Raw genomic sequence first — 23177 nt, 5'->3', positions numbered from 1 at the left:
AGGCAGACAACCGGTTGGCTACGATACATCGTCCGCGTCAGTTAACCCACGCCCCCACCCGCCAATGCCAGCCATCGTTACGTTGCTCCCAGTGCGGATGCACATAACGATACCCCGGTCGCTCCGGGACCCAATGGCCATGAACCGCGACATAACGCCCGCCTTCCCAACGCCAGTACCCCCTGGACCAGAGGTAACCCGGTCGCCCCGCAGGCTCTACCTCGATAACGCGTTCCGGCGGCGCCTGCGGTGCGATGACCTCAACATATTCACGCTGCACAGGACGCCGGTCATGAACGACCCGTTCCTGCACACAACCCGCCGCGGTAACCACCACTGCCAGCAACACCATGTAACGTAACAACATGCCGCCTCCTCTGGCTTGAAAGCCAAGTTGAGTGAACCAGCAAAAAACGCCCCCTTTTCAACCATGCTCCTGCCTGGCTCACTGCTTTTTTAACAGGTCTTGTCTGTCTATTGCCTGAACCCGGATCACTTGACGATCGGAAAACACAGAGGATCTGGATGAGCCTTTTTTATCGCCAAATCGTAGGAAGCCATAACCGAAATGACCGTTCGTCGACCGACCGGCAAAGCAGTTTTGACAGCATGAAAATGGCATCTATAGTCCTATCGCGGCCTGTTGGAAGGAACCCAACCCGTCATTTCAAGGCAAGGAGCAAGGCCAGCTCGTACCCGTGATCGAGTGGGTTCCCCAGTAGTGTGTTCGCAACGGCCACAAGGCAAGCAAGCGTTGTCGTGCCTGGTAAGTAGCCAGACAATCACTATGTTAAAAGGAGCTTCACTATGTCTCGAGTCACGGATGTACTTGTTTCCATCGACACTGAAACCATTCTGAAAAACTACCCGAACATCAGCAAAAACCCTGCTTCGCCGACGATGATCGACGTCAATCATGTGTACATGGTGACCAATCAGAACAACGTGGTGAGTGGCCAGGCCGGTGGCGAGCTCAACTTGAAAGCCCAGGTAGGCGACTTGATTCGCTGGCGTGAAACCAGCCTGTCGCAGAGCTTCGAGACTGCAGTGGTTTTCTACAAGTTCATCGGTAACGCCGGCAACGAGTTGATCTCCACGCCCACGCCACGCAAGGCTACCGCCTGCGTCGCCGTTCCGAATACCAGCAACCCGTCGGTGCCCAGTTGCCAGAAAGTCGATAACTATTACTGGTCTTCGGAGACCCTTGCGTGCGGCAGCGTGACCTATCACTTCAACTTCCTGATCGTGGATCGCAACTGCCAGATTGTCGGCTGCTGCTCGTGGGATCCGTTCATTACCATCCGTAATTGACGATGGCCTGGCCCCTCGGCAACGAGGGGTCACCCCAGTTCGTTGCCGCCTCGGCTGGAACAGGATGTCTTGCTTGAAACCGAAGCGGTTACCGTTTTGCGTCAACATCATGAAAGGAATCCATGATGACTTCCGAACCGATTACCCCCCCTTCGGCGAGTACCGTGACCGCCAATAGCGTGCTGCTGGTCGTCGATGCCGAATCGCTGCTTTCGCGCTATCCGCAACCCAGCCTTGACCCGCAAAAGCCGACCGTGATTGAAGATGGCTTCATCTTCGGCATCAGCGCTACATCAGCAGCAGAAAATGTTAAAAATGACAGTAAAATTGCACTAACCACCAACAACGGAAAAGTCTTTCATATTCGCGGCAGGACCGTCAGTTTGCTGGCCGAACACAGCGTGGTATTCCACAACATCACGGTGGACGATACCGGGATCCTTTCTCCGCCCAAACTGATCGTCCATGGCGACCAGACCGTCCCCGCGCCCGACCCCGCCAACCCGAACCAGCCGGGCAGCCACAAGGCCGATGATCATTATTGGGAGTGCTCGCAACTGAGCACGGGCGTGGCAACCTGCGAACTGAGCTTCATGCTGATCAACCAGCGCTGCGAAGCGCTCGGGTATTTCAGCTGGAAGACTGAGGTGACGCTGTCGGCGTGAATAAAGATTATCGAGTAGGAGGCGGCTTCACAGCCGTCGTCCTCTCACACCACCGTACGTACGGAAACGAGCAAGTCCAGGCACTTACAGTGGCAAGGTATTGCAGTGCTTGATCTCCTTGAGCGAAAAACCGGTGTACATTTCCTTGATATTGCCGAGCGTACGTATGCGATGCATGGCGAGTTCATGGAATGCCTCCATGTCTTTGACGACTACCTGCAGGAGGTAGTCGTATTTCCCCGACACTTTGTGACAGGCAATAATGTTGGGCAGCGCCAGGACGCCCGCTTCGAAATGTTCCATGGCTTGCTCGGAGTGACTATCGAGGGTGACGCTGATGAAAGCGAAAAGTCCCAGCCCTATGGTCTTCGGGTTCAAGTGCGCGTGATACCCGACAATCACCTCCTCTTCCAGGCGCTTCAGGCGCTTCCAGCAGGCTGGCGCTGACAGGCAAACACGAGCGGCGATCTCGGCGTTCGTCAGGCGACCATTCATTTGCAGAATTTCCAGAATTGAACGATCAACCTTATCCATTTCCGCCATGTGTTCTCTCCCTTTAACAATGCGTACGCGGTAGGGCGATTGGCCCCATCTCGCAGGTCCTTGATCAAGCATCCATTTCTAGAAACTACAAATACTAGAAAGAAAATTACATAAAGAACACATTTTGGATAATTAACGACTGAAAAATAACTAAATACAGACCCGTTTCGAAAACTAATTTTCGAGGCACTGAAATACAATTTCTTGTCATTTCCGACACCCAAGCCACTGGCTCTGACAATAAAAATAAGTAACAACGGAGGCAATATTGAGCATTTTCAGAACAAAAGACCTGGACGCAATGATTGCTGCTGCCCGAGCGCCTGCAGGGTTGAAAAAAGTGCTGGGGCCGATGGATTTGGTCCTGATTGGTATCGGTGCAATCGTGGGGACGGGCATCTTTGTATTGACCGGAACCGGCGCATTGACTGCGGGACCGGCCCTTATGGTTTCATTCCTGATAGCAGCGTTGGCCTGTGCATTTGCAGCGCTCTGTTATGCCGAGTTCGCCTCATCTGTACCGGTAGCAGGCTCTATTTACACCTACAGCTACGCGACACTGGGAGAGTTGGTGGCCTGGATGATCGGCTGGGATCTGATGCTCGAATACGGACTGGCCAGTTCGGCTGTGTCTGTTGGGTGGTCGGGTTACTTCCAGTCCCTGCTGAGCGGATTTGGGCTGAATCTTCCGGTTGTGCTTACGGCGGCGCCAGGCTCTTTGCCCGGTGTGGAAACCTGGTTCAACCTACCCGCGCTGGTGATTATGCTGGCAATTACCTGGATGCTTTCCATGGGCATCAAGGAATCCGCGCGCGTAAACAACGTGATGGTGATCATCAAAATCGCCGTGGTGCTGCTCTTCATCGCCGTTGGTGTGCGACATGTTCAGCCGGCTAACTGGCAACCTTTCGCGCCCTTCGGTGGCCATGGCATTTTGAGTGCTTCGGCCTTGGTTTTTTTTGCTTTTATTGGCTTCGATGCGGTTTCCTCTGCCGCCGAAGAAGTGAAAAAGCCGGCACGTGACCTTCCCATCGGTATTATCGGTTCCTTGGCCGTTTGTGCGGTGTTATACGTTGCCGTTTCAATGATCATGACCGGCATCGTGCCCTATGCCCAATTCCTTGGCGTTGATCATCCGGTTTCATTGGCGTTGCAACATGCCGGTGAAAGCTGGGTTGCCGGGTTCGTTGATTTAGGCGCAATCGTTGGCATGACGACTGTCATTCTGGTGATGGCTTACGGTCAAACCAGGATCATCTACGCGATGTCGCGCGACGGACTGCTTCCCCAGCGCCTTTCCAGGGTTCATACACGATTCGGCACCCCATTTTTCGCCACCTGGATGGTCGGAATAGTCTTCGGGCTGATCTCGGCACTGATTCCGCTGAACGTCCTCGCAGAGCTGATCAACATCGGTACGTTGGCCGCATTCAGTCTGATCTCGGTGGCAGTGATCGTCTTGCGCAAGACCCGACCCGATCTTCCTCGCGCATTCAGATGCCCGGGCGTGCCCATTGTTCCATTGCTCGCCATCGCGTTCTGCGTAACCTTGATGACCTTCCTCAAGCAGACGACCTGGCTGGCATTTGGGGCGTGGTTGGCCATTGGCCTGGTGATCTACTTCGCCTATGCGAGGCGCCGCTCGTTATTGCATTAATCCAGCATTTCGTCAGGTCTCTTTGGAGTGTCAATCAACCTCCAATAGTTTTCAGGTGCGAAACTGCATTCCAGTTGCGCACCTGATTGCATTCGCCAGTCAACCCTCACCTCATTTGTCCTGTTTTTAGCCCCAGGAGAGCAGTGGCGCGCATTTGCAGTGGCGAACTCTATTTATTCAGTTACCCCATTTAGCTCATGACTTAGGCCCGCCACGGTGGAAGAGCCCCTTCGAAAAGTGAAAAGGCTCGATGCAGGAAACTGTTGAAGCGAGCGGCATCACGCCGCAGCCCTGCCTGTTGACCACCAATCAGGCACAGATGGGCCACCTGACCAATCACTTCTGCTTGGCCTGGCATATGGACCAAGCGGCGGCACGTGCGTATCGCGAAGTCCAGTCGTCTTGTATCAACACGCTGCTGAAACTCGCCTACCAACGGATCATGCAGCGACCAGGCTCGGATGGAAATTTCCCGCCCAGGTTGTTTCTCAGCGGCAATACTCAAGTAGCGTTTCAAGGTTTCGCCCGCGCTACGACCCTGCGCCGCATAAGCGAGCATGCGCTCCGTGTAGTCTTCTTCCCAAGCGGCCAGCAAGGTGCGGACAAAGTCTTCGCGATTGCGGAAATGGTGATAGAACGATCCGCGGGTCACACTCAATCGGCGCGATAGACTCTCGGCCGAAACGCCGATATGCCCTATTTGGTCGAGGGCCTCAAAACCAGCCGCGATCCAATGGTTACGAGTTAGTTTTCTCACCCGTTATTTCGCTCCATGTTTAGCGCCATACAGACTGTGTATGGTGCGCAACCGATTGATACGCTGCGAACACCAGCAAAGATGGCCGTTGCGTTTTGCACGCTAGCACTTTTCATGGAGCTCGCCTTGAAGAAAATCGTTCTGGTTGCTTTCGACCAATTCACTGATATCGACCTATTCCTGATGTGGGACATCTTAGGCCGCAACACCGAGGACTGGCACGTCCGAATATTGGCTTCCAGCTCTATCGTGCGATCGGCGCACGGCCTGCCTGTTTCGGTGCACGGTCCGCTTTCCGAGGCCAATAGCGCCGACGCGGTATTGTTCGTCAGCGGCAAGGAAGGGATACCCGCTGCACTTGCCGCCCCAGATTTCCTGCTGTCGTTTGAACTTGACTCCAGACGCCAGCGAATCGGCTCCATATGCGCCGGAGCTTTCATTCTCGAACGGCTTGGGCTGCTCAGCGGCCAAGCAACTACACACCCGGATGCACGATCGAGCTTGCAAGCTCTGGGACTTGAATCCATGGACCAGCCTCTTGTATGCCAGGGGAACGTTGCAACCGCTGGCGGATGCCTTTCGGCGCTCTATCTGGTGGGATGGTTGGTTGAATCCTGGTTCGATGTCGACAAGCGCCGTGCGACGTTGCTCCCTGTTCTGCCAGCTGGGCAGCAAGAGCTCTATGATGCCTTGATCGGGTTCAGCATCCGACAAGCACTTACAGGGCGACAAGGAGCGTTATACGACAAACCATCGCAACAAGAAACGCGACATGGCATGTCGTCTAATTGGTAGTTAGAACTCAGGAGAGATCCCCGATGCCCCGAGAATTTGAGCTCATTATGTCCGTGCCAGTCCCCTCGAGGTCCGGCATCACCCACCTTTACAAGTCAATGAACCTAGCGGACGCTTTTGCGATTCGGCTCCCTGCGGGCACATCCAGCAATCCAGATTTGCTAGCTCGATTCATCCTTTCCCACCAGCCATCCTGGATCGGATGGCTCATGAAAGTCCGAGACACTATCGTTGCCTGTTTTGGTCTCAAGACCGCCAAACATCTGGCATCACTTGCTAATCGGATTGGAATCTTCAAGGTCTACAGCACGAACCAGACTGAAATCGTGTTGGGAGAGGACGACAAGCACCTCGACTTCCGGATATCGATCCTATGTTCTGGAGAGGCAGAGCCAGAAGGCAGTCGCCAACTCGTTTTTTCAACCGTGGTCCAGTGCCACAACCGTCTAGGCCGGGCCTACATCTTCGTTATTGCCCCATTTCACCGCTTGGTTGTTAAGGCCAGCCTCCGCAGTGCCGCGCGCATCGGTTGGCCTCTGGCTACCTGCCCCTAAGGCCTAACCCGCCCATCGTAAGGTTGTTCTGGCAAGCCTGGCCAAGGCTCTCATGTCAAACGTCAGGCCTCTATACCTCTAAAGATTCCAAACGCAGCAAGTGCCCTTCAAAGCCCCGGCTTTTCATCAACCACGGGGCTTTCAAACAGAATTTTCATGACACCCGTGCGGTCTGAAAATCAGGCGCATCCCTATAAGGAGCACGGCAATGAAATTCGCGAAAATCGCACAGAAACTCTCCCTATGGGCGGGCCAACCCCGGACATTTATGGGCGCGATCATTCTGATTGTCCTTTGGGGCCTGAGTGGGCCGATTTTTCATTTCAACGATACCTGGCAACTGATCATCAACACCTCGACCACGATCATCACCTTCCTGATGGTGTTCCTGATCCAGAACACCCAGAACCGTGACACGGACATTTTGCACTTGAAGATCGATGAGTTATTGCGGGTGACCAAGGACGCGCAGAACGCGATGCTGGGGCTCGAGTCCCTGGACCTCAAACAGCTGGAAGCGTTGAGAAAGAAATATCGCACCCTCGGCGAGGGGGAAACGATTTCCCTGGACGGCACGGTCGTCGAGGAAACCAAGAAGGATTCGAATCAGGATTGATCCCGGCAGCGGGTGACCGACGTCACCCGCGCAACAGACTGACTAACGACTGGCTTGCAGCGCCCTGGCCATTTGCAGATGGTTTTGCAGTTTGGGCAGGGTTTCTTCGGCGAAGGCTTTGATTTGCGGCACGTCCGTTGTCTGCGCTTGTTGTTGAAGTTGCTCGATGGCTTCCTGGGTGGTTTTTACCTGACTGTCGACGTACGCCTGATCGAAAGAGGTATCGTCCTTAATCTCCGGTATCAAGGCTTTGGCCTTGTCGACCACCTCTTCGCGTGACGCGACCGGTAAATCGAGTTGCTTGGCAATTTTCGCCAGATGCTGGTTGGCGGTGGTGCGATCGTTGATCACCACGATGGTGTAATCCTTGACCTCTTTGGATGCGGTTTTCTGGTGCGCCAGGCGGCTGGCTTCGATGTCGGCCATGCCTTGGGCCGACGCCTCATTGACGAATTCGGCGGGAGACTGGGCAAAGGCACTGCTGGCGCACAGGCCCAGTAACGTGGCAAAACCGGCATTGCGTAAACGGGTGGCCATCCGGCTCATGGTCGCGCCCTCCTTCCTGAAAATTCAAACGGGAGCTTGCGCCCCCGTCCATTAAACAAAACTACCTTCACCTATTACGGAGTTTTCTGACCGCCTTTGCGGCCCATGCCGCCTTTGGCAGGGTCTTTATCAACAGTCGTCGTGGTAGTTTTCCCACCTTTGCGAGCGGCTTCAGACGCCTTCGTTCGATCGATGGCGCTACCCGGGCTCGGATTTTTTGAAGTAGGCATGGTTCTCATCCTCTTGGTGATGATCACAGCGAGCAGACGCCCGCATAGGATATGAATTTCCATGCCTGAAAAGGTTTAGAAAACCTGGCAACGTCACGACGAACGGTGACGGATTTTCAGACCTCGAGACGTGAATGGTGCTGGCGTTTGGCGGCGTACATTGCCTCATCGGCATGCCTGAACAGCTGCTTTTCTTCGGTGCCATGTTCGGGGTATCGCGCGACGCCGATGCTCGGCTGGATCGTCAGATTGTGCCCGTCCAGACGCAGGGGCTGAACCAGCACCTGGCGGATTTTCCCCGCCACATTCTCGGCATCTTCGGCGGCGTGAATACTGTGCAACAACACGACAAATTCATCACCACCAATGCGCGCCACCGTGTCGGTTTCGCGCACGCAGCCCTTGAGCCGATTGGCGACCGCTTGCAGCAGCATGTCACCGACCGCATGACCGAAGGTGTCATTGACTTGCTTGAAGCGGTCGAGGTCGACATAGAGCAACGCCATTCGACCGGAGTCTGCCCGGGCCAGCGCCAGCGAAGCTTTGAGGCGTTCGCGCAGCAATTCGCGATTGGGCAGCTGAGTCAGTTGATCGTACTGGGCCATGCGCTGGAGCCGGGCGTGCAACTGCTTGCGTTCAATCGCGGTCGCGACCTGGGCGCAAACATACTGCAGCAACTCCTTGTCTTGCTCGGTGTAGCGCTCGCCGCCCGGCACGCTTTTGACGATCAGGGCGCCGATGGTGCCGTTTTGCGAACTCAACGGCACGCCCAGCCAGCAGGGTGAGTCCTGGCCCTTGACCAATGCCGCAAACCCTTCCGGCAGATTGTCCTGATCCGGGGTCAGCAGAATCGGCAAGCCACTGCGAATCACTTCTGCGCACAAACGCCCGGTAACAGTCCCGGGATCCTCGGGTTGCAGCTCATGGTCGTCGACGTGATAGGGAAAATTCAGCTGCGCGCAGTGCTCGTCATACAGTGCCACGGAGAAATTCAACGCCGGCAGCCATTCGCCGATGATCGAATGGATGCGTTTGAACAGCGCCAGCAAATCTTCCGCCGCGTGGGCCGCTTCGGAGATTGCATACAGCGCCGCTTGTCGGGACTCGGCCTGTTTGCGCTCGGTGATGTCGCGCGCCACGGCGATACGCAACTGATCGACCTCCGACCAGCGTGCCGACCAGAGAATGTGCACCACCCGGCCGTCCTTGCGCAGATAACGATTTTCAAAGTTGAGCTTGGGTTCGCCCCCCATGATCTCCCGCGCGGCGTCGAGGGTACGCTGTCGGTCGGCAGGGTGAACCAGGTCGATCATCGACTGGCCGATCAGCTCGTCGGGGGTGTAACCGAAAATGCGCTCGCAGGCCGCGCTGACAAATACGAAGCGACCTTGTTTGTCCACCGCACAGACGGCGTCCAGCAAGAGATCGATGTAACTCGCCAATGGCGCGGAATTTCTGGTTTCCATGATGCCGAGAGCATGTCCGGACAATGCAACATTGAACAACCCTCCCTGACCGGTCATACGCCCAAGCGATGACTGTGCAGCCGACGCTTCCCTGCGTTCAGCCTCAAGACTTGTTCGTCACCAGCCCAGGCAGCGCATGCACCAGGGCATTGATGGCGAAACCGATGAACATGACCCCGCACAAGCGGGTGATCGCCAGTTCATGACGCTGATACAACTTGCGCACCTGACGCGCACCGACGATGCCAATGAGAATAGCGTAGGCCAAAAGGCCACCAATGAGCTCAAGATGATCAACCAGGGCAACATGGACCAATGCAGTAACTCTGCACGGCAGGGCAAGGGACGCAATTCTATCTCAGGACGCCGAACATCGACTCACTGATCGTCGAAGAACTTCATCCCCGCATAGGGTCGCTGCCGACAAGCCGCCAGCCGCGACGCCAGAGACCCGACATGTGCCTCGAGCTTGTGCCCGTCCGGGTCGAGAAAATAGAACGACGCACCTTCGCTGCGGTTATCCCGCCATTCCCGCACGTTGGCGGATCGCAGGCGTTTGACGAACGACAGGAAGTCCACAGCTTCGAGGCTGAAGGCGTAATGGGTATAGTCGGCGGCCGGCGCGCAGGTGCGCAGTGGATCGAGAGAAAGGCACAGCCACAGCCCGGGTAGCGAGAGATAGGCGCCGGTGTCCCAAGTGGCTGAAAGCTGAAGTTGCAGCAGATCGCGATAGAACCCCACGCTGCGGTCCAGGTCAGTGACGGCGAGGGTCAGGTGGTTGAGGCCGGTTAGCATGGGTTTGATACTCGATAAGTGCTTCTGCAACGATGCCTGCTCAGAGTGAGCCTGACGCGGCTTTTGACCGCTCAATCAATTGTTACGACAGACGAACGGGCTGGTCTCTACCCCCTTATTACGTTGTAGTATGTTGTATTACAAACCACTACATCGAGATTGTCATGTCCATCATGTCGCTGCGTTTGCCAGACGAAATCGCCGATACCCTAGCCCATCTTGCCAAAGCGACAGGCCGCAGTAAGTCATTTCTGGCCGTGGATGCGTTGCGTGAATATCTGGCACGGGAAGCCTGGCAAATCGAAGAGATTCAGAAAGCTCTGAAAGAAGCCGACGCGGGTGACTTCGCAACGCCAGAGGAAGTGAAAGCAATCGCCGACAAGTGGACAACCAATGCGCGTTGAGTGGTTGCGTACCGCATTAAAGAATCTGGATGACGAAGCCGCCTACATAGCAATGGAAAATCCAAAAGCCGCAGCAGACTTCGTCAAGGCCATTCTCACCACCGTCGATCACCTTGCTCGCCTCCCGGCTACAGGCCGCGAAGGCCGACTACCTGGCACTCGGGAATGGGTCTTGCCAGACCGGCCCTATCTGATTCCCTATCGAGTTCGCCAAGGGCGTTTACAGGTACTACGAGTCTTCCATACACGACGTCTTCCACCCACTACGTTGTAGCACTGGGTGGAACATCAACCGAGCCCTATCCCCTACTCAAGCCGTTCACACCTGATTCCCACCAGTTCGTTTGCTCGTGAAAGCCCACACAATCGACTTAGTATTTGTCGAGCGTGCGCAGCTTCTGCGGCAACCCCCACAGCAACAACGCAGCGGCGATCAGCGCGGCGACACCGATGACGTACAACGCGGGGGTGGTGCTGCCGGTCAGGTCTTTGATCCGCCCGACCATGACCGGGCTGACGATCCCACCGAACTGGCCAAGGGTATTGATCACCGCGATCCCGCCAGCGGCGCCTGCCCCGGCACCGGCCAGCAGTTTCGGTGGCAGGGTCCAGAAGCTCGGGATGGACGCGATGATCCCGGCACCGAGCAAGCCCAGGGCAACAATCAGGAAAGTCGTGTGGTTGGCGAAAATTCCTGCGCAGAAGAAACCCACCGCGCCTGCCGCCACCAGACCCGCGACAAACTTGCGCCGCTCACCGGTGGCGTCTGATAACCGCCCGATCACCACCATGCTGATGGCGCCGCAGATGTAGGGAATGGCGGTCAGCAAGCCGATCATCACCGGGCTCTCGGTGCCGGCACTGCGGATCAGTTGCGGCGCCCAGAAATTCAAGCCGTAGGATGCCACCTGAATCAGAAAGTAGATCAGCCCCAGCATCAGGAAACCCGGAATCCGGAGTGCGGCCAGCAAGGAGCCGCCGCTCTTGTGGGGTTCGTGGTGCGCGATACGGCTGGCGAGCAGTGTCTTCTCCGACGGGCTCAACCAATGGGCATCTTCGATGCGGTCCTTGAGCACGGTCAGCACCAACAAACCAAGGCCGATGCAAGGCACGCCACCGAGCAGAAACAGCCAGTGCCAGCCACGCATATCGAGGAAGCCATCAAGGTGTTGCAGCACCAATCCGGAAAACGGTGCGCCAACCAGCCCGGCAAACGCCGACGCGAGAAACAGCATCGAGGTGATGCGCCCGCGATAGTGCTGCGGGAACCACAGCGTCAGGTAATACAACACGCCCGGAGCAAAACCCGCCTCCATCGCGCCGATCACGAAACGCAGGGCGTAGAACTGCCATTCGCTGTTGACGAAGACCATGGCCGCCGTCGCGAGCCCCCACGACATCATGATCCGGGCGATCCAGCGCCGGGCACCCACCTTGTAAAGCATCATGTTGCTCGGCACTTCAAAGATCACATAACCGACTACAAACAGCCCGGCGCCGAGGCCGTAAGCGGTATCGCTCAGGCTCAGGTCGGCCTGCAACTGGAACTTGGCGAAGCTGATGTTGATGCGGTCGAAAAATGCGAACAGGTAGCAGACCATGATCAGCGGCATCAGTCGCCAGGCGACTTTGCGGACCAGGGCTTTTTCGGCGTCGTGACTAACGGACGGGCTCACGCCCGCCTCCAGAACATTGAGGCTCATCGTGGTTTCTCCAGGCAGACGTCCCGTGGGCGTCCGATTGTTTTTGTTGTCTGGTTCGTTATGGCTTTTTGTAGGAGTTTGTTCGCTGGGTTCAGGACGGTGTCGGGTGCAAGTCGCAGTTACGTCCGGCCTTGGCGAGCTGCCCGGGCACTTCATGGCCCAGCAACGCGGGTAAGCCTCGCGACAATCGCAGCAACAACGGCAAGTCGATGCCGGTGTGAATGCCGACTTCATCGCACAGGTTGACCAAATCTTCGGTGCAGATATTGCCCGAGGCACCCGGTGCAAACGGGCAACCGCCAAGACCACCGAGGGCTGCGTCAAAGCGCCGGGCTCCGGCCTCATAAGCTGCCAGTACGTTGCACAGACCGAGGCCGCGCGTGTTGTGGAAATGCAGGGTCAGATCAGCCGGTGAAACCCTTTGCAACACCCGTCGCACCAAGCGGTCGACCTGGCGTGGATTGGCCATGCCGGTGGTGTCGGCCAGGGTAATGCCCGTAATGCCGAGCTCCTGATAAGCCTCGACAATCTGCAGCACGCGATCCTCATCGATCGTGCCTTCAAACGGGCATCCGAAGGTCGTGGCGATGCTGCCGTTGAGCCGCACCGGCGTGCCGCGAACGAACTCGACGATCTCGCCAAACGCGGCCAATGACGCCTCGCAACGCATCCGCATGTTTGCCAGGTTATGGGTCTGGCTGGCGGACATCACCAGGTTCAGCTCGTCAGCCCCCGAGTCCAGTGCCCGTTGTGCGCCTTTGAGGTTAGGGATCAACGCGACATAGATCACGCCTGGCTGTCGGGCGATGCCCTTGAACACTTGCTCGCCATCGCGCAGCGCCGGAATCGCCTTGGGCGACACGAACGAACCGGCTTCGATGCGGCTGAACCCCGCCAGCGACAACTGATCGATCAACACAATTTTGTCGGCGGTTTCGACCCAGGTCGGCTCGATCTGCAAGCCGTCACGCGGGGAAACTTCCTGAACGATCAGGGTCTGGGAATAATCAGTGATCATTGCACCACCCCTTCGGCTTTCAACCGTTCGATGTCCTGGTCAGTCAGGCCCAGCCCCGCGAGGATGCCGTCGGTGTGCTGACCCAGACTTGGTCCCGACCAGTTCACGCCACCGGGGGTCTCTGACAGTTTCGGAACGATGCCCGGCATCTTCACCGAGGCACCGCCCGGCAGTTCGGCGTTGAGCAGCATGCCCCGCGCCTGATAGTGAGGATCGGCAACGATGTCGGCCACCGAATAGATGCGCCCGGCCGGGACTTCGGCAGATTCCAGAGCCGCCAACACCTCATCGATGGGCAGGCTGCTGGTCCAGTGAGTAATGGCTGCGTCGAGCACATTACTTTTGGCGGCGCGGCCATCGTTATGCGCAAACTCCGGCGCTTCGGCCAGGTCGGCCCGGCCAATCACCGCCATCAGACGCTTGTAGATCGGGTCGCTGTTGCCGGCGATCACTACGTAGGCACCGTCGGCAGTCAGGTAGGTGTTGGACGGCGCAATACCCGGTAACGCCCCGCCGCTGCGCTCACGCACATGACCGAGCATGTCGTATTCCGGCACCAGGCTTTCCATGACGTTGAACACGCTTTCGGCCAACGACACATCGACCACTTGCCCGCCGCCCTGCCCGGTCTTGACCCGCAGCAGCGACATCAAGGCACCGATGACCGCGTGCAGCGAAGCCAGGGAATCACCGAGGCTGACCCCCACTCGGGCCGGCGGCGAACCGGGAGTACCGGTGGTGTAGCGAATCCCGCCCATGGCCTCGCCGATCGCCCCGAAACCCGGACGATCACGGTACGGGCCGGTCTGGCCGTAACCGGAAATGCGCACCAGCGTCAGGTTGGGATTGAGGGCGTGCAGCACGTCCCAGCCCAGGCCGAGTTTCTCCAGGGCGCTAGGGCGCAGGTTTTCGATCAGCACATCGGCGTCGCTCGCCAGTTGCTTGACCAGTTCGATGCCTTCAGGGGATTTCAGATTCAGCGCCAGGGACTTCTTGTTTCGCGATTGCAGGTACCACCACAACGAAGTGCCTTCGTGCAGCTTGCGCCATTTACGCAGGGGATCGCCCTGACCCATGGCTTCGATCTTGATCACTTCGGCGCCGAACTCGGCCAGCATGCGCGCGGCAAACGGCGCGGCGATCAGCGTGCCGATCTCGATCACTTTGATTGCACTCAAGGGGGCAGTCATCGCGGGGGTACCTCTTGTTCTTGGAATATGCGCCAAGGCTAGAGGACCGAGTGGCATGGAATCCAACCTTCTGTTGGCAACGACCGTTCGCGAAACGCGAATGCCTGGCTGGAGATTGCCGCGACCTCAAGTCAGAAGAGGCCCGTCCATGCAATCGATAACCTGTCAGGCCTGGCCGCGCAAATGCTCAAACAACATCCGGCTCACCGGCGACAGCGCCGCTTCATCGCGCACCACCAGAATCAACGCACGATCCGACCAGTCATCCGTCAGCGGCACCGCGTGCAACCCCAGCGCCCGGCCAAACAGTTCGTAGGCCTTTAGCGGCAGGATGCCGATGCCCATGTTGGCCTGGACCATCCGGCACATGGCGTCGAACCCCGGCACATGAATCCGCAACCTCAGCACCTTGCCGGCCTTGCGCGCGGCCGCATGGGTGCGCATGTTGATGGAACTGGCCGAATGCAGACCGACGTAATCGCTGTCCAGCGTGTCGGCAAAAGCCAAGGCCGAACGACTCGCCAGCGGATGATCGGCCGGCATCAGCACGACCAGTTTGTCCTGGCGATAAACAACACTGTTCAGCCCCTTGACGTCGCTGTCGCTGGAGCAGATCCCGAGGTCCGCCACGCCATCGAGCACGCCTTGAATCACCCCGCTGCTGGGGCGCTCTTCGAGATCGGTCTTGACCTGAGGATGGCGCGCGGAAAAGTCCCGCAGGTCTTCGGGCAGGAATTGAATGATCGCCGACAGGTTGGCGAGCATCCGCACATAACCGCGGACACCGTGGCTGTGTTCGCCCAGTTCGAGGCCCATTTTCTCGACGTTGAACAGCATCTGCCGGGCATGGTGCAGCAGGGTTTCACCGGCCGGTGTCAGCGTCATGCCCTTGGCCTGGCGCACGAACAAGCTGATGCCCAGCGCCTCCTCCAGCTCCATCAACCGCTTGCTGGCCGCCGACACCGCGATCGCTTCGCGGGCGGCGGCACGGGTCAAGGTGCCCTCTTCGTGGACGGCCACAAACAGCTGGAGAGTGATCAGGTCGAGGCGGCGGATGAGGCTTTTTTGCAGCATGGCAGGGCTCGATGATTTCGATTCGACTGAGTCGGCAGGATAGCCCGGATTCGATTCGTGCCCGCCATCCAATTACCCACAGCCCCCAAGGGCATCGCCCTACAACTAATTCTCTTACAACTCTCAGTACTACCGGAAACAGCCGATTCAAAGCCCATCGGGACTCTCTGTAAAGTCTGGCAACACACACAAACTGCAACAAACCCACGGATAGATTCACTCAAGGAATGTCACTCACACATGAGCCAGATACCGTACACGGCGCACACCTTCACCAACTACCGCAAACTCGTTTCATTGGCTGACCATGATTGGGAGGCCGCCGAAACCGGAAAAATCGCGGGGCTCAACGTTGAGATAAAAAGTGCCAACCGCATGCTCGATCAGTACGGGAGAGCGTTTCATCATTTCTGTACGACGTCATACCTGGGGCTGGATCACCACCCCGATATTCTCGACGGCGCCATGACCACGCTGTGGGAAACCGGCACACTTCGCATCGCCAATTCCAAGAACCGCTGCAAGCTGGCGATTCTGGACCAATACGAAACTGAACTGTCCGAGTTGTTCGGCGCCAGTTGCCTGAGCACTCTGTCGTGCAGCGCGGCGAGTGCCGGGATCCTGCCGCTGCTGGCCAGCGGCGTATTCACGGAAAATAGCCCTCCGGTGATGGCTTTCGACCGGTTGGCGCATTACTCGATGAGTCACCTCAAAGCCGCCTGTGCCGATGAAACGAAGGTCGTGACGTGCCCGCATAACGACATGGACTTCCTCGAGACGCTGTGTCAACAGCACACCAGGGTCGCGTATATCGCCGACGGCGCCTACAGCATGGGCGGGGTTGCGGACATGGACAGCCTTTTGTATCTGAAGGACCGCTATGGGCTGTTTCTCTATCTGGACGATTCCCACGCGCTTTCCTCTGTAGGAACATTCGGCGCCGGTCTTGTGCGTCCCAGGCTGCATACCCTGGATGATGACTGCCTCATCGTCGCCTCGCTGGCCAAGTCGTTCGGCGCCAGCGGCGGCCTGGTGATGCTGGGCAGTGAGCGGCAGAAGAAGCTCATTGCGCGTTACGGCGGCCCCAGCAACTGGTCGCAAAGCCTGAACAGTGCAGCCATTGGCGCGGGCCGGGCATCCATCCAGCTACACCACACCCTGGAATTCGCCGCGCTGCAGGAAAAGCTTCAGGTTAATATCCGCCTCTTTGACAGCCTCATCCGAACCGCACAACACAACAGCAACATGGCGATTCGACTGGTCAATTGTGGTGAGGCATCGCTGGCCAACCGCATCGCCATTGAACTGGCCAATCACGGCTTCTTCACCTCGGCAGTCTTTTTCCCGGTGGTTGCACAAGGCAAGGCAGCCATCAGAATCACCCTGCGCGCCGACATGGGGACGACGCTGATCCGCCATTTCTGTGGACTCATCACCGAGCTTTTACGTGCTCACGGCCGGGACATCGGCGGCTGAAATCCAGGGAAGATCAAACCAGCCGTTATCGCGGTTATGCACCTTGCTGGCCTTGGGCGCGCTACTTTGCGTAGTGCTCGCGCCCGGCCGTCGAAACGCTTAGAACGCGCTGCGGAAAATTTCCTCGATCTGCCGCTGATCCGCTGCCCGTGGGTTGGTCAGTCCGCAGGCGTCTTTCAGGGCATTGCTGGCAAGGAGCGGGATGTCATTGAGCCTGGCACCAAGCTCACGCAAACCGGCGGGAATGTCCACATCCCTGGCCAGGCTGCGGATTGCCTCGATCGCCGCCTGCGCGCCCTCTTCCGGACTGAACCCGCGGATGTCGGCCCCCATCGCGTGGGCAATATCGGTCAGCCGAGGGGCGCACACCAGCGCGTTGAAGCTTTGCACATGAGGCAGCAGCACAGCATTGCACACGCCATGGGGCAGGTCGTAGAACCCGCCTAACTGATGGGCCATCGCATGAACATAACCAAGGGACGCATTGTTGAACGCCATGCCCGCCATAAATTGCGCGTAGGCCATGTTTTCCCGCGCGATCATGTCACTGCCGTCCTGCACGGCCTGGCGCAGGTTGTCGCTGATCAACGTGATGGCTTTCAGCGCACAGGCATCGGTGATCGGATTGGCTGCCGTGGAGACGTAGGCTTCGACGGCATGGGTCAATGCGTCCATGCCGGTGGCGGCGGTCAGGCCCTTGGGCATGGCGACCATCAGCTCCGGGTCGTTGACTGACAGCAGCGGCGTAACGTTGCGGTCGACGATGGCCATTTTTACGTGGCGCGACTCGTCCGTGATGATGCAAAAACGGGTCATCTCGCTGGCAGTGCCGGCAGTGGTGTTGATCGCGATCAACGGTAGCTGGGGTTTGGCCGACCGATCGACACCTTCGTAGTCACGGATCGTCCCACCGTTGGTGGCGCACAAGGCGATGCCCTTGGCGCAGTCGTGAGGCGAACCGCCGCCCAGAGACACCACGAAATCACAGCGACTTTCCTTGAGCAGGCCCAGGCCGCGCTCGACGTTGGCGATGCTCGGATTCGGCTTGGCGCCGTCGAAGATCACCGAGTCGATGTCCTGGATCGCCAGTTTCTCGGCAATTATCGTCGCCACGCCAGCCTTGGCCAGCCCGGCGTCGGTGACGATCAGTGCCTTGCGAAAACCATACTTGCCGATGGCGTCCATGGCTTCGTCGAGGCAACCGCTACCCATGATGTTCACGGCGGGGATGAAAAACGTACTGCTCATGCGCGAGTCTCCTGGCTGAAACCGAATCGGCAATGCCGATTCGGCGGGTGCGCACAGGGTCGACTGATCAGTCACGCGGTATGTTGATCTGGCTCAACGCCCGGGCGTGATAAAGTCGCCGTCCATCAGACCTTTTGCTTCGAGACGACAAACGCAATGACCGATTTCCAGGATGTCGATGCCCAACTTGAAGACTGGAACGCCTTGCGCACCACCGCCTCGTTCGGCGGCTTGCTGGTGGGTAACGGCGCCAGCCGCGCCGTGTGGGACGACTTCGGCTACGACTCGCTGTTCGAAAATGCCCGCACCGTCGAAGAAAAACCGCTGAGCCAGTCCGAGCTGAGCGTGTTCGACGCGATGCAGACGCGCAGTTTTGAACAAGTGCTTGGGGCGTTGAAAACCACCAGCCGGGTCAACAAGGCCCTGGCCGTCAGCTCTGCGGCACCACGCAATCGCTACTACGCAATCAAGGAAGCGCTGATCAACACCGTGCACGCGGTACACATCCCGTGGCGGCTGGTGAAGCCTTCGACACTGGCGACGATCAATCAGGAACTGGGCAGCTATCGGACGGTGTTCACCACCAACTACGACTTGCTCAGCTATTGGGCGATCCAGCATCGGCCGGACGTCGTGACCGACCTGTTCCAGGGTGCCGAACCCGGCTTCGATCTGAGCGCCAGCGCCACCGACAAACCGCGTTTGCTGTACCTGCACGGCGGCCTGCATCTGGTGCGCAATCAGGACGGCACGGCGCGCAAACTGATGTCGACCGAAGGGACGTTGCTCGGCAATTTCGCGATCAACAATACGATCAAGACCCTCGACGACGTGCCGCTGTTCGTCAACGAAGGCCCGGCGCAAGACAAACTCAAGACCATTCGCAGTTCGGATTACCTGTCGTTCTGCTACGACCAGTTACTCGGCCATGGTGACGGGTTGTGCATCTTCGGGCATGCCCTTGGCGAGCAGGACAGTCACATCGTTCATGCGTTGCGCCAGGCGAAGCCGAAAGTCGTAGCGATCTCGATTTACCCGCGCAGCAAGGCGTTCATTCAGCATCAGAAGCGGCATTACGCGAAGGTGTTCGAGGGGACGGATGTGGCGTTGCGTTTTTTTGATTCGAAGACGCATGCGCTCGGTCACCCTAAGCTGACCGTGCCGGTCGAGGTCTGACCTGTGGCGAGGGGCAAGCCCCCTCGCCACAAAGGCCCGATAACCTCATTCCTCGTTGCTATGCACCACCACCAACAACTGCGCCTGCACCTCGCCCACTGACCTGATGCGATGGGGTTTCTGCGCATTGAAGTGCAGCGCATCCCCACGATTGAGCAACACCCGCTCGTTCATGAAGTCCACTTCCACCTGCCCTTCATGGACGAACAGAAACTCTTCCCCCAGGTGTTCCTTGAAGGTTTTGTCGGTGAACTCGCTCGGCGGGTAAATGATGAACGGCAACAGGCTGCGCTCACTGACCTGATGGGCCAACACCGCATAACCCGGGCTCTGGTCGTTGGCGGCCAGGGACTGGCGTTCGTCGCTGCGCACCAGGCTGTAGCTGTCGAGGCTGACGTTGTCTTCGGAAAACAATTCCTCGACCTTCACGTTCAGCGCCCTGGCCAGTTTCAGCGCGGCGGCGATCGACGGGGTATTCAACCCGCGCTCGACTTTCGACAGATAGCTCTTGGTCATGCCGGATTTTTCGGCCAGGGCCTCCAGCGTCACGCCAAGTTTTTTTCTCAATAATTTCAAACGGATAGACATGCGGAGCGATTAATCCATCAAGGAGGCAACGATTTGTCCTTGCCAATGACACAATGTGTCATATAGCATTTTTTGTGTCATTTGCATGATCCACCGAAGGACACCGATATGGCCAAGACATTAGCACTGCCCAAAGAGCAACTGGTCAAGCAAGCGCTGAACCAGATGCAAAACACCCTGGCGGATAATACGTGGACCGACCGGCAAAAGCTGGCCCTGACCTGCCGCATTCTGTTCGAAAACGGTCACGACTCCGGCCTTGCCGGGCAAATCACCGCCCGCGGCCCGCAACCGGGCACCTATTACACCCAGCAACTGGGCCTGGGTTTCGACGAGATCACGGCAGGCAATCTGCTGTTGGTCAACGAAGACCTGGAAGTGCTTGAGGGCCATGGCATGCCCAACCCGGCCAACCGCTTCCATAGCTGGGTGTACCGCGCCCGGCCGGACGTGAACTGCATCATTCACACGCACCCGACTCACGTCGCGGCGCTGTCGATGCTGGAAGTACCGCTGCAGATTTCCCACATGGACTTCTGCCCGCTCTACGACGATTGCGCATTTCTCGAAGCCTGGCCGGGAGTACCGGTAGGCAATGAAGAAGGCGAACTGATTGCCGGGGCCCTGGGCGACAAGCGGGCGATCCTGCTTTCCCACCATGGCCAGTTGTCCACCGGCGCGACCATCGAAGAGGCCTGTGTCATTGCGCAACTGATCGAACGCGCAGCGAAGTTGCAGTTGCTGGCCATGGCCGCCGGTGTAATCAAACCGATTCTTCCCGAGCTGGGCCGTGAAGCCCACGACTGGATATCCAAGCCCAAGCGCCACGCCGCCGCGTTCAACTATTACGCCCGGCAGAACCTGCGCCAACACGCCGATTGCCTGCACTGACCCCACTCATTCTTGAAAGGAGAGACGCCATGTCGACCGTAAACATTCACGGCATCATCGGCTACACCATCACCCCGTTCACCGCCCAGGGCGAAGGCGTTGATCTCGACGCGCTCGGGCGTTCCATCGACCGCCTGATCGACAGCGGTGTCCACGCCATCGCCCCATTGGGCAGCACCGGCGAAGGCGCTTACCTGAGCGACGTGGAATGGGATCAAGTCAGCGAATTCAGCCTCCGCCACGTCGCCAAACGCGTCCCGACCATCGTCAGCGTGTCCGACCTGACCACCGCCAAAGCCGTGCGCCGTGCGCGTTTTGCCGAGGCCCACGGCGCCGACGTGGTGATGGTGCTGCCGGCGTCGTACTGGAAACTCAGCGAGGCGGAAATCCTCGCCCACTACCGCGCCATCGGCGAGAACATCGGCGTGCCGATCATGCTCTACAACAACCCGGCCACCAGCGGCACCGACATGTCGGTGGAGTTGATCCTGCGGATTTTCAACGCGGTCGACAACGTCACCATGGTCAAGGAAAGCACCGGCGACATTCAGCGCATGCACAAACTGCAACTGCTGGGCGAAGGCCGGGTGCCGTTCTATAACGGCTGCAATCCATTGGCACTGGAAGCGTTCGCGGCCGGCGCCAAAGGCTGGTGCACAGCGGCGCCGAACCTGATCCCGCAGCTCAATCTTGACTTGTACGAAGCGGTATTGGCCAATGATCTGAGCAAGGCTCGCGAACTGTTCTATCGCCAGTTGCCGTTGTTGGACTTCATCCTCAAGGGCGGCCTGCCGGCGACCATCAAGGCCGGTTTGCGCCTGGTCGGGCTGGAAGCGGGCGACCCGCGGTTGCCGGTGTTTGCACTCGGCGAGACTGGCCGCAGTCAGTTGCAGGGTTTGTTGAACGCGTTGCGCTGATCGTCGGGAACACACAAAACCACTGCGGGAGCGAGCCTGCAGGCTCGCTCCCGCAGTGGGTATGCGGTGTATTTAGAACACCGGCAAGGTCTTGTCCTTGATCACCGTGGTCGGACCGTTGGCCTTGACGCTGGCGATGCCTTTTTCCCTCGCGGCATCGGATGAATAAGACTCGCTGCTGCCAATGATCTCGTGGTTACCGGCCTTCAGATTGAAGTAAGGATGGCCGTCCTTGGTGTTTTTTTTCTCGTAGCGTTCGTCCAGCGGGCTATTGGCCTGAACCGAGGCGATTCCGCTATCGACCGCACCGCGCGTGGTGTACAGCTCACTGACCAGAATGGTTTCGGCGTTGGCCGCTTTCAACACAAACTTGAACTGACCATTGCTGGTTTTGCTCACTTCGTACCATCCAGACATGCTTGTTCTCCTTGGCGATTGGGGGGGGTCGCGCTTCAGAGTAAAGACCAAGCCCGGCTTTCTGTCGCCGGTAAGGTCCAAACAAAACAGCCCTACTTCACCCCCGTCCGCACCACCGACAACTCAGGTGCCTGCACCCGGCGCTGGCTCAAATAGCGCATGCAACTAACCCGCAAGAACGAGGCGAAATTCACCACCTCGCCGCGGTAGTCCATCACCTCTTCATACAATTTGGCGATCAACTGATTGGTGGTCATGCCGTCGACCTCGGCGATTTCACTGAGGATGTCCCAGAACTGATTCTCCAGCCGCAGGGTGGTCACCACCCCGCAGATGCGCAGCGAGCGGGAGCGCGATTCGTAGAGAATCGGATCGGCCTTGACGTAGAGCTCGCACATGGACAGGTCCCTCGTTACAGCGTGATTTTGGTGCCCAGCAACCCGAGGAAACCGGCCAGCCAGCTCGGGTGCGCCGGCCAGGCCGGGGCTGTGGCCAGATTGCCTTGAACGTGGCCTTCCGTCACCGGGATATCGATGTACGTGCCGCCAGCCAGGCGCACTTCCGGGGCACAGGCCGGGTAGGCGCTGCACTCGCGACCTTCAAGAATACCGGCGGCGGCCAGCAATTGCGCGCCGTGACATACGGCGGCGATCGGTTTGCCAGCCTTGTCGAACGCTTGCACCAGCGCCAGGACTTTTTCGTTCAGGCGCAGGTACTCCGGCGCACGACCGCCCGGGATCAGCAGCGCGTCGTAGTCCGCCGCATCGACCTTGGCAAAATCAAAGTTCAGGGCAAACAGGTGACCGGGTTTTTCGCTGTAGGTCTGGTCGCCTTCGAAGTCATGGATCGCCGTGCGCACGGTCTGGCCGGCGGATTTGTCCGGGCAAACGGCATGCACCGTGTGACCGACCATCAGCAGCGCCTGGAAGGGCACCATCACTTCGTAGTCTTCGACGTAATCGCCAACCAGCATCAGGATTTTTTTAGCAGCCATGGGGAGGACTCCTCTGGAAAATGCGTGGGCCTGCAGGAGTATTCAAGGTAGTCCTTATCCGGCGGGTCGGGTAATAACCAGTTACTACGGACGCAATGGTTTTTGTGGCGAGGGGGCTCCCCCCAACTGTACGGATAACTCTGCAC

General features: G+C 58.2%; 28 protein-coding genes and 1 pseudogene. 12 read left to right on the top strand and 17 right to left on the bottom strand.

From position 1 onward, the window contains the following. Positions 1-37: 37 nt before the first annotated feature. On the bottom strand, positions 38-367 hold the full coding sequence (locus PSH69_RS06545) for a YXWGXW repeat-containing protein (RefSeq protein ID WP_305411439.1): 330 nt from the start codon (positions 365-367) through the stop codon (positions 38-40). A gap of 440 nt (positions 368-807) precedes the next feature. Between PSH69_RS06545 and PSH69_RS06540 the strand changes: the two genes are divergently transcribed. Together PSH69_RS06540 and PSH69_RS06535 are read left to right on the top strand one after the other, a co-directional pair. After that, a complete protein-coding gene (locus PSH69_RS06540) occupies positions 808-1311 on the top strand; it encodes an inclusion body family protein (RefSeq protein WP_138866201.1) in 504 nt (167 codons plus the stop codon). A 125-nt stretch (positions 1312-1436) separates the two neighbouring features. Then, positions 1437-1976, top strand: coding sequence for an AidA/PixA family protein (locus tag PSH69_RS06535; protein WP_305411438.1), 540 nt, complete (start codon positions 1437-1439; stop codon positions 1974-1976). 84 nt (positions 1977-2060) lie between these two features. Here the strand turns inward: PSH69_RS06535 and PSH69_RS06530 are convergent, their stop codons facing one another. Further along, a complete protein-coding gene (locus tag PSH69_RS06530; protein WP_111454825.1) occupies positions 2061-2519 on the bottom strand; it encodes an Lrp/AsnC family transcriptional regulator in 459 nt (152 codons plus the stop codon). A 268-nt stretch (positions 2520-2787) separates the two neighbouring features. Between PSH69_RS06530 and PSH69_RS06525 the strand changes: the two genes are divergently transcribed. After that, the gene (locus tag PSH69_RS06525) at positions 2788-4176 is read left to right on the top strand and encodes an amino acid permease (RefSeq protein WP_086944819.1); all 1389 of its coding nucleotides are present in this window, start codon (positions 2788-2790) and stop codon (positions 4174-4176) included. A 202-nt stretch (positions 4177-4378) separates the two neighbouring features. On the opposite strand, the gene PSH69_RS06520 is transcribed toward PSH69_RS06525, so the two are convergent. Further along, on the bottom strand, positions 4379-4933 hold the full coding sequence (locus PSH69_RS06520; protein ID WP_305411437.1) for a TetR/AcrR family transcriptional regulator: 555 nt from the start codon (positions 4931-4933) through the stop codon (positions 4379-4381). Positions 4934-5059: 126 nt separating this feature from the next. Here PSH69_RS06520 and PSH69_RS06515 point away from each other — a divergent pair, with 126 nt between their 5' ends. From PSH69_RS06515 to PSH69_RS06505, 3 genes are all read left to right on the top strand, one after another. Then, positions 5060-5728: a DJ-1/PfpI family protein gene (locus PSH69_RS06515; RefSeq protein WP_305411436.1), complete on the top strand. Its 669-nt coding sequence runs from the start codon at positions 5060-5062 to the stop codon at positions 5726-5728. A gap of 23 nt (positions 5729-5751) precedes the next feature. Further along, complete coding sequence (locus PSH69_RS06510; RefSeq protein WP_370695230.1) at positions 5752-6282, top strand: DUF2867 domain-containing protein; 531 nt, start codon at positions 5752-5754, stop codon at positions 6280-6282. 208 nt (positions 6283-6490) lie between these two features. Continuing rightward, on the top strand, positions 6491-6898 hold the full coding sequence (locus PSH69_RS06505; RefSeq protein ID WP_086944816.1) for a low affinity iron permease family protein: 408 nt from the start codon (positions 6491-6493) through the stop codon (positions 6896-6898). A 42-nt stretch (positions 6899-6940) separates the two neighbouring features. Here the strand turns inward: PSH69_RS06505 and PSH69_RS06500 are convergent, their stop codons facing one another. The 5 genes and pseudogenes from PSH69_RS06500 to fos all read right to left on the bottom strand — a co-directional run bounded on the left by PSH69_RS06500 (position 6941) and on the right by fos (position 9935). Continuing rightward, positions 6941-7444 (bottom strand): DUF4142 domain-containing protein, encoded by a 504-nt coding sequence (locus PSH69_RS06500; RefSeq protein ID WP_305411435.1) that lies wholly within the window; start codon positions 7442-7444, stop codon positions 6941-6943. A 74-nt stretch (positions 7445-7518) separates the two neighbouring features. Next, positions 7519-7674, bottom strand: a complete 156-nt coding sequence (locus PSH69_RS06495) for a stress protein (RefSeq protein WP_086944868.1) — start codon at positions 7672-7674, stop codon at positions 7519-7521. A gap of 116 nt (positions 7675-7790) precedes the next feature. Then, on the bottom strand, positions 7791-9140 hold the full coding sequence (locus PSH69_RS06490) for a diguanylate cyclase domain-containing protein (protein WP_305411434.1): 1350 nt from the start codon (positions 9138-9140) through the stop codon (positions 7791-7793). Positions 9141-9243: 103 nt separating this feature from the next. Continuing rightward, positions 9244-9482, bottom strand: a pseudogene (locus tag PSH69_RS06485) (LysE family translocator); the annotation flags it as partial. 36 nt (positions 9483-9518) lie between these two features. Then, on the bottom strand, positions 9519-9935 hold the full coding sequence (fos, locus tag PSH69_RS06480; RefSeq protein WP_305411433.1) for a fosfomycin resistance glutathione transferase: 417 nt from the start codon (positions 9933-9935) through the stop codon (positions 9519-9521). A gap of 164 nt (positions 9936-10099) precedes the next feature. On the opposite strand from fos, the gene PSH69_RS06475 reads away from it, so the two are divergent. Beyond that, positions 10100-10339, top strand: a complete 240-nt coding sequence (locus tag PSH69_RS06475) for a CopG family ribbon-helix-helix protein (RefSeq protein WP_019647939.1) — start codon at positions 10100-10102, stop codon at positions 10337-10339. After that, complete coding sequence (locus PSH69_RS06470; RefSeq protein WP_305411432.1) at positions 10329-10613, top strand: type II toxin-antitoxin system RelE/ParE family toxin; 285 nt, start codon at positions 10329-10331, stop codon at positions 10611-10613. Before PSH69_RS06475 ends, PSH69_RS06470 begins: the two co-directional genes overlap by 11 nt. Before the next feature lie 97 nt (positions 10614-10710). Here the strand turns inward: PSH69_RS06470 and PSH69_RS06465 are convergent, their stop codons facing one another. From PSH69_RS06465 to PSH69_RS06450, 4 genes are all read right to left on the bottom strand, one after another. Further along, positions 10711-12042 carry an MFS transporter gene (locus tag PSH69_RS06465; protein WP_064619812.1) on the bottom strand — a complete coding sequence of 444 codons (1332 nt, stop codon included), beginning with the start codon at positions 12040-12042 and terminating at the stop codon, positions 10711-10713. A gap of 91 nt (positions 12043-12133) precedes the next feature. Continuing rightward, positions 12134-13060, bottom strand: a complete 927-nt coding sequence (locus tag PSH69_RS06460) for a hydroxymethylglutaryl-CoA lyase (RefSeq protein ID WP_305411431.1) — start codon at positions 13058-13060, stop codon at positions 12134-12136. Continuing rightward, the gene (locus PSH69_RS06455) at positions 13057-14250 is read right to left on the bottom strand and encodes a CaiB/BaiF CoA-transferase family protein (protein ID WP_305411430.1); all 1194 of its coding nucleotides are present in this window, start codon (positions 14248-14250) and stop codon (positions 13057-13059) included. Before PSH69_RS06455 ends, PSH69_RS06460 begins: the two co-directional genes overlap by 4 nt. Before the next feature lie 165 nt (positions 14251-14415). Then, complete coding sequence (locus PSH69_RS06450) at positions 14416-15324, bottom strand: LysR substrate-binding domain-containing protein (protein ID WP_305411429.1); 909 nt, start codon at positions 15322-15324, stop codon at positions 14416-14418. A 240-nt stretch (positions 15325-15564) separates the two neighbouring features. Here PSH69_RS06450 and PSH69_RS06445 point away from each other — a divergent pair, with 240 nt between their 5' ends. Then, the gene (locus tag PSH69_RS06445) at positions 15565-16800 is read left to right on the top strand and encodes an aminotransferase class I/II-fold pyridoxal phosphate-dependent enzyme (RefSeq protein ID WP_305411428.1); all 1236 of its coding nucleotides are present in this window, start codon (positions 15565-15567) and stop codon (positions 16798-16800) included. A 99-nt stretch (positions 16801-16899) separates the two neighbouring features. Here the strand turns inward: PSH69_RS06445 and yiaY are convergent, their stop codons facing one another. Beyond that, the gene (yiaY, locus tag PSH69_RS06440) at positions 16900-18048 is read right to left on the bottom strand and encodes an L-threonine dehydrogenase (protein WP_305411427.1); all 1149 of its coding nucleotides are present in this window, start codon (positions 18046-18048) and stop codon (positions 16900-16902) included. 156 nt (positions 18049-18204) lie between these two features. Between yiaY and PSH69_RS06435 the strand changes: the two genes are divergently transcribed. Further along, positions 18205-19224: a DUF4917 family protein gene (locus PSH69_RS06435; RefSeq protein ID WP_305411426.1), complete on the top strand. Its 1020-nt coding sequence runs from the start codon at positions 18205-18207 to the stop codon at positions 19222-19224. Positions 19225-19269: 45 nt separating this feature from the next. Here the strand turns inward: PSH69_RS06435 and PSH69_RS06430 are convergent, their stop codons facing one another. After that, the gene (locus PSH69_RS06430) at positions 19270-19812 is read right to left on the bottom strand and encodes a helix-turn-helix domain-containing protein (RefSeq protein WP_305411425.1); all 543 of its coding nucleotides are present in this window, start codon (positions 19810-19812) and stop codon (positions 19270-19272) included. Between the two features lie 108 nt (positions 19813-19920). Between PSH69_RS06430 and PSH69_RS06425 the strand changes: the two genes are divergently transcribed. Continuing rightward, a complete protein-coding gene (locus PSH69_RS06425; RefSeq protein WP_305411424.1) occupies positions 19921-20703 on the top strand; it encodes an aldolase in 783 nt (260 codons plus the stop codon). Between the two features lie 29 nt (positions 20704-20732). Next, positions 20733-21620: a dihydrodipicolinate synthase family protein gene (locus PSH69_RS06420; RefSeq protein ID WP_305411423.1), complete on the top strand. Its 888-nt coding sequence runs from the start codon at positions 20733-20735 to the stop codon at positions 21618-21620. Positions 21621-21692: 72 nt separating this feature from the next. Here PSH69_RS06420 and PSH69_RS06415 read toward each other — a convergent pair whose 3' ends face one another. The 3 genes from PSH69_RS06415 to PSH69_RS06405 form a co-directional block, all read right to left on the bottom strand. Further along, positions 21693-22037 carry a YegP family protein gene (locus PSH69_RS06415; RefSeq protein WP_064619834.1) on the bottom strand — a complete coding sequence of 115 codons (345 nt, stop codon included), beginning with the start codon at positions 22035-22037 and terminating at the stop codon, positions 21693-21695. Positions 22038-22129: 92 nt separating this feature from the next. Then, positions 22130-22435, bottom strand: coding sequence for a ribbon-helix-helix domain-containing protein (locus PSH69_RS06410; protein WP_018926841.1), 306 nt, complete (start codon positions 22433-22435; stop codon positions 22130-22132). 14 nt (positions 22436-22449) lie between these two features. Continuing rightward, positions 22450-23031 (bottom strand): DJ-1/PfpI family protein, encoded by a 582-nt coding sequence (locus PSH69_RS06405; protein WP_105348322.1) that lies wholly within the window; start codon positions 23029-23031, stop codon positions 22450-22452. Positions 23032-23177: the final 146 nt, after the last annotated feature.

It is taken from the genome of Pseudomonas sp. FP1740 (genome assembly GCF_030687165.1).
GTDB lineage: Bacteria > Pseudomonadota > Gammaproteobacteria > Pseudomonadales > Pseudomonadaceae > Aquipseudomonas.
The sequence above is the reverse complement of the archived record's forward strand: the minus strand, read 5'-3'. Positions and strand labels throughout refer to the sequence as shown.

Excerpts from the sequence above, each read along its gene's own strand:
- PSH69_RS06545 (WP_305411439.1), bottom strand. The coding sequence starts at position 367 with ATGTTGTTACGTTACATGGTGTTGCTGGCAGTGGTGGTTACCGCGGCG.
- PSH69_RS06540 (WP_138866201.1), top strand. The coding sequence starts at position 808 with ATGTCTCGAGTCACGGATGTACTTGTTTCCATCGACACTGAAACCATT.
- PSH69_RS06535 (WP_305411438.1), top strand. The coding sequence starts at position 1,437 with ATGACTTCCGAACCGATTACCCCCCCTTCGGCGAGTACCGTGACCGCC.
- PSH69_RS06530 (WP_111454825.1), bottom strand. The coding sequence starts at position 2,519 with ATGGCGGAAATGGATAAGGTTGATCGTTCAATTCTGGAAATTCTGCAA.
- PSH69_RS06510 (WP_370695230.1), top strand. The coding sequence starts at position 5,752 with ATGCCCCGAGAATTTGAGCTCATTATGTCCGTGCCAGTCCCCTCGAGG.
- PSH69_RS06505 (WP_086944816.1), top strand. The coding sequence starts at position 6,491 with ATGAAATTCGCGAAAATCGCACAGAAACTCTCCCTATGGGCGGGCCAA.
- PSH69_RS06500 (WP_305411435.1), bottom strand. The coding sequence starts at position 7,444 with ATGAGCCGGATGGCCACCCGTTTACGCAATGCCGGTTTTGCCACGTTA.
- PSH69_RS06495 (WP_086944868.1), bottom strand. The coding sequence starts at position 7,674 with ATGCCTACTTCAAAAAATCCGAGCCCGGGTAGCGCCATCGATCGAACG.
- PSH69_RS06490 (WP_305411434.1), bottom strand. The coding sequence starts at position 9,140 with ATGGAAACCAGAAATTCCGCGCCATTGGCGAGTTACATCGATCTCTTG.
- fos (WP_305411433.1), bottom strand. The coding sequence starts at position 9,935 with ATGCTAACCGGCCTCAACCACCTGACCCTCGCCGTCACTGACCTGGAC.
- PSH69_RS06475 (WP_019647939.1), top strand. The coding sequence starts at position 10,100 with ATGTCCATCATGTCGCTGCGTTTGCCAGACGAAATCGCCGATACCCTA.
- PSH69_RS06470 (WP_305411432.1), top strand. The coding sequence starts at position 10,329 with ATGCGCGTTGAGTGGTTGCGTACCGCATTAAAGAATCTGGATGACGAA.
- PSH69_RS06465 (WP_064619812.1), bottom strand. The coding sequence starts at position 12,042 with ATGAGCCTCAATGTTCTGGAGGCGGGCGTGAGCCCGTCCGTTAGTCAC.
- PSH69_RS06460 (WP_305411431.1), bottom strand. The coding sequence starts at position 13,060 with ATGATCACTGATTATTCCCAGACCCTGATCGTTCAGGAAGTTTCCCCG.
- PSH69_RS06455 (WP_305411430.1), bottom strand. The coding sequence starts at position 14,250 with ATGACTGCCCCCTTGAGTGCAATCAAAGTGATCGAGATCGGCACGCTG.
- PSH69_RS06450 (WP_305411429.1), bottom strand. The coding sequence starts at position 15,324 with ATGCTGCAAAAAAGCCTCATCCGCCGCCTCGACCTGATCACTCTCCAG.
- PSH69_RS06445 (WP_305411428.1), top strand. The coding sequence starts at position 15,565 with ATGAGCCAGATACCGTACACGGCGCACACCTTCACCAACTACCGCAAA.
- yiaY (WP_305411427.1), bottom strand. The coding sequence starts at position 18,048 with ATGAGCAGTACGTTTTTCATCCCCGCCGTGAACATCATGGGTAGCGGT.
- PSH69_RS06435 (WP_305411426.1), top strand. The coding sequence starts at position 18,205 with ATGACCGATTTCCAGGATGTCGATGCCCAACTTGAAGACTGGAACGCC.
- PSH69_RS06430 (WP_305411425.1), bottom strand. The coding sequence starts at position 19,812 with ATGTCTATCCGTTTGAAATTATTGAGAAAAAAACTTGGCGTGACGCTG.
- PSH69_RS06425 (WP_305411424.1), top strand. The coding sequence starts at position 19,921 with ATGGCCAAGACATTAGCACTGCCCAAAGAGCAACTGGTCAAGCAAGCG.
- PSH69_RS06420 (WP_305411423.1), top strand. The coding sequence starts at position 20,733 with ATGTCGACCGTAAACATTCACGGCATCATCGGCTACACCATCACCCCG.
- PSH69_RS06415 (WP_064619834.1), bottom strand. The coding sequence starts at position 22,037 with ATGTCTGGATGGTACGAAGTGAGCAAAACCAGCAATGGTCAGTTCAAG.
- PSH69_RS06410 (WP_018926841.1), bottom strand. The coding sequence starts at position 22,435 with ATGTGCGAGCTCTACGTCAAGGCCGATCCGATTCTCTACGAATCGCGC.
- PSH69_RS06405 (WP_105348322.1), bottom strand. The coding sequence starts at position 23,031 with ATGGCTGCTAAAAAAATCCTGATGCTGGTTGGCGATTACGTCGAAGAC.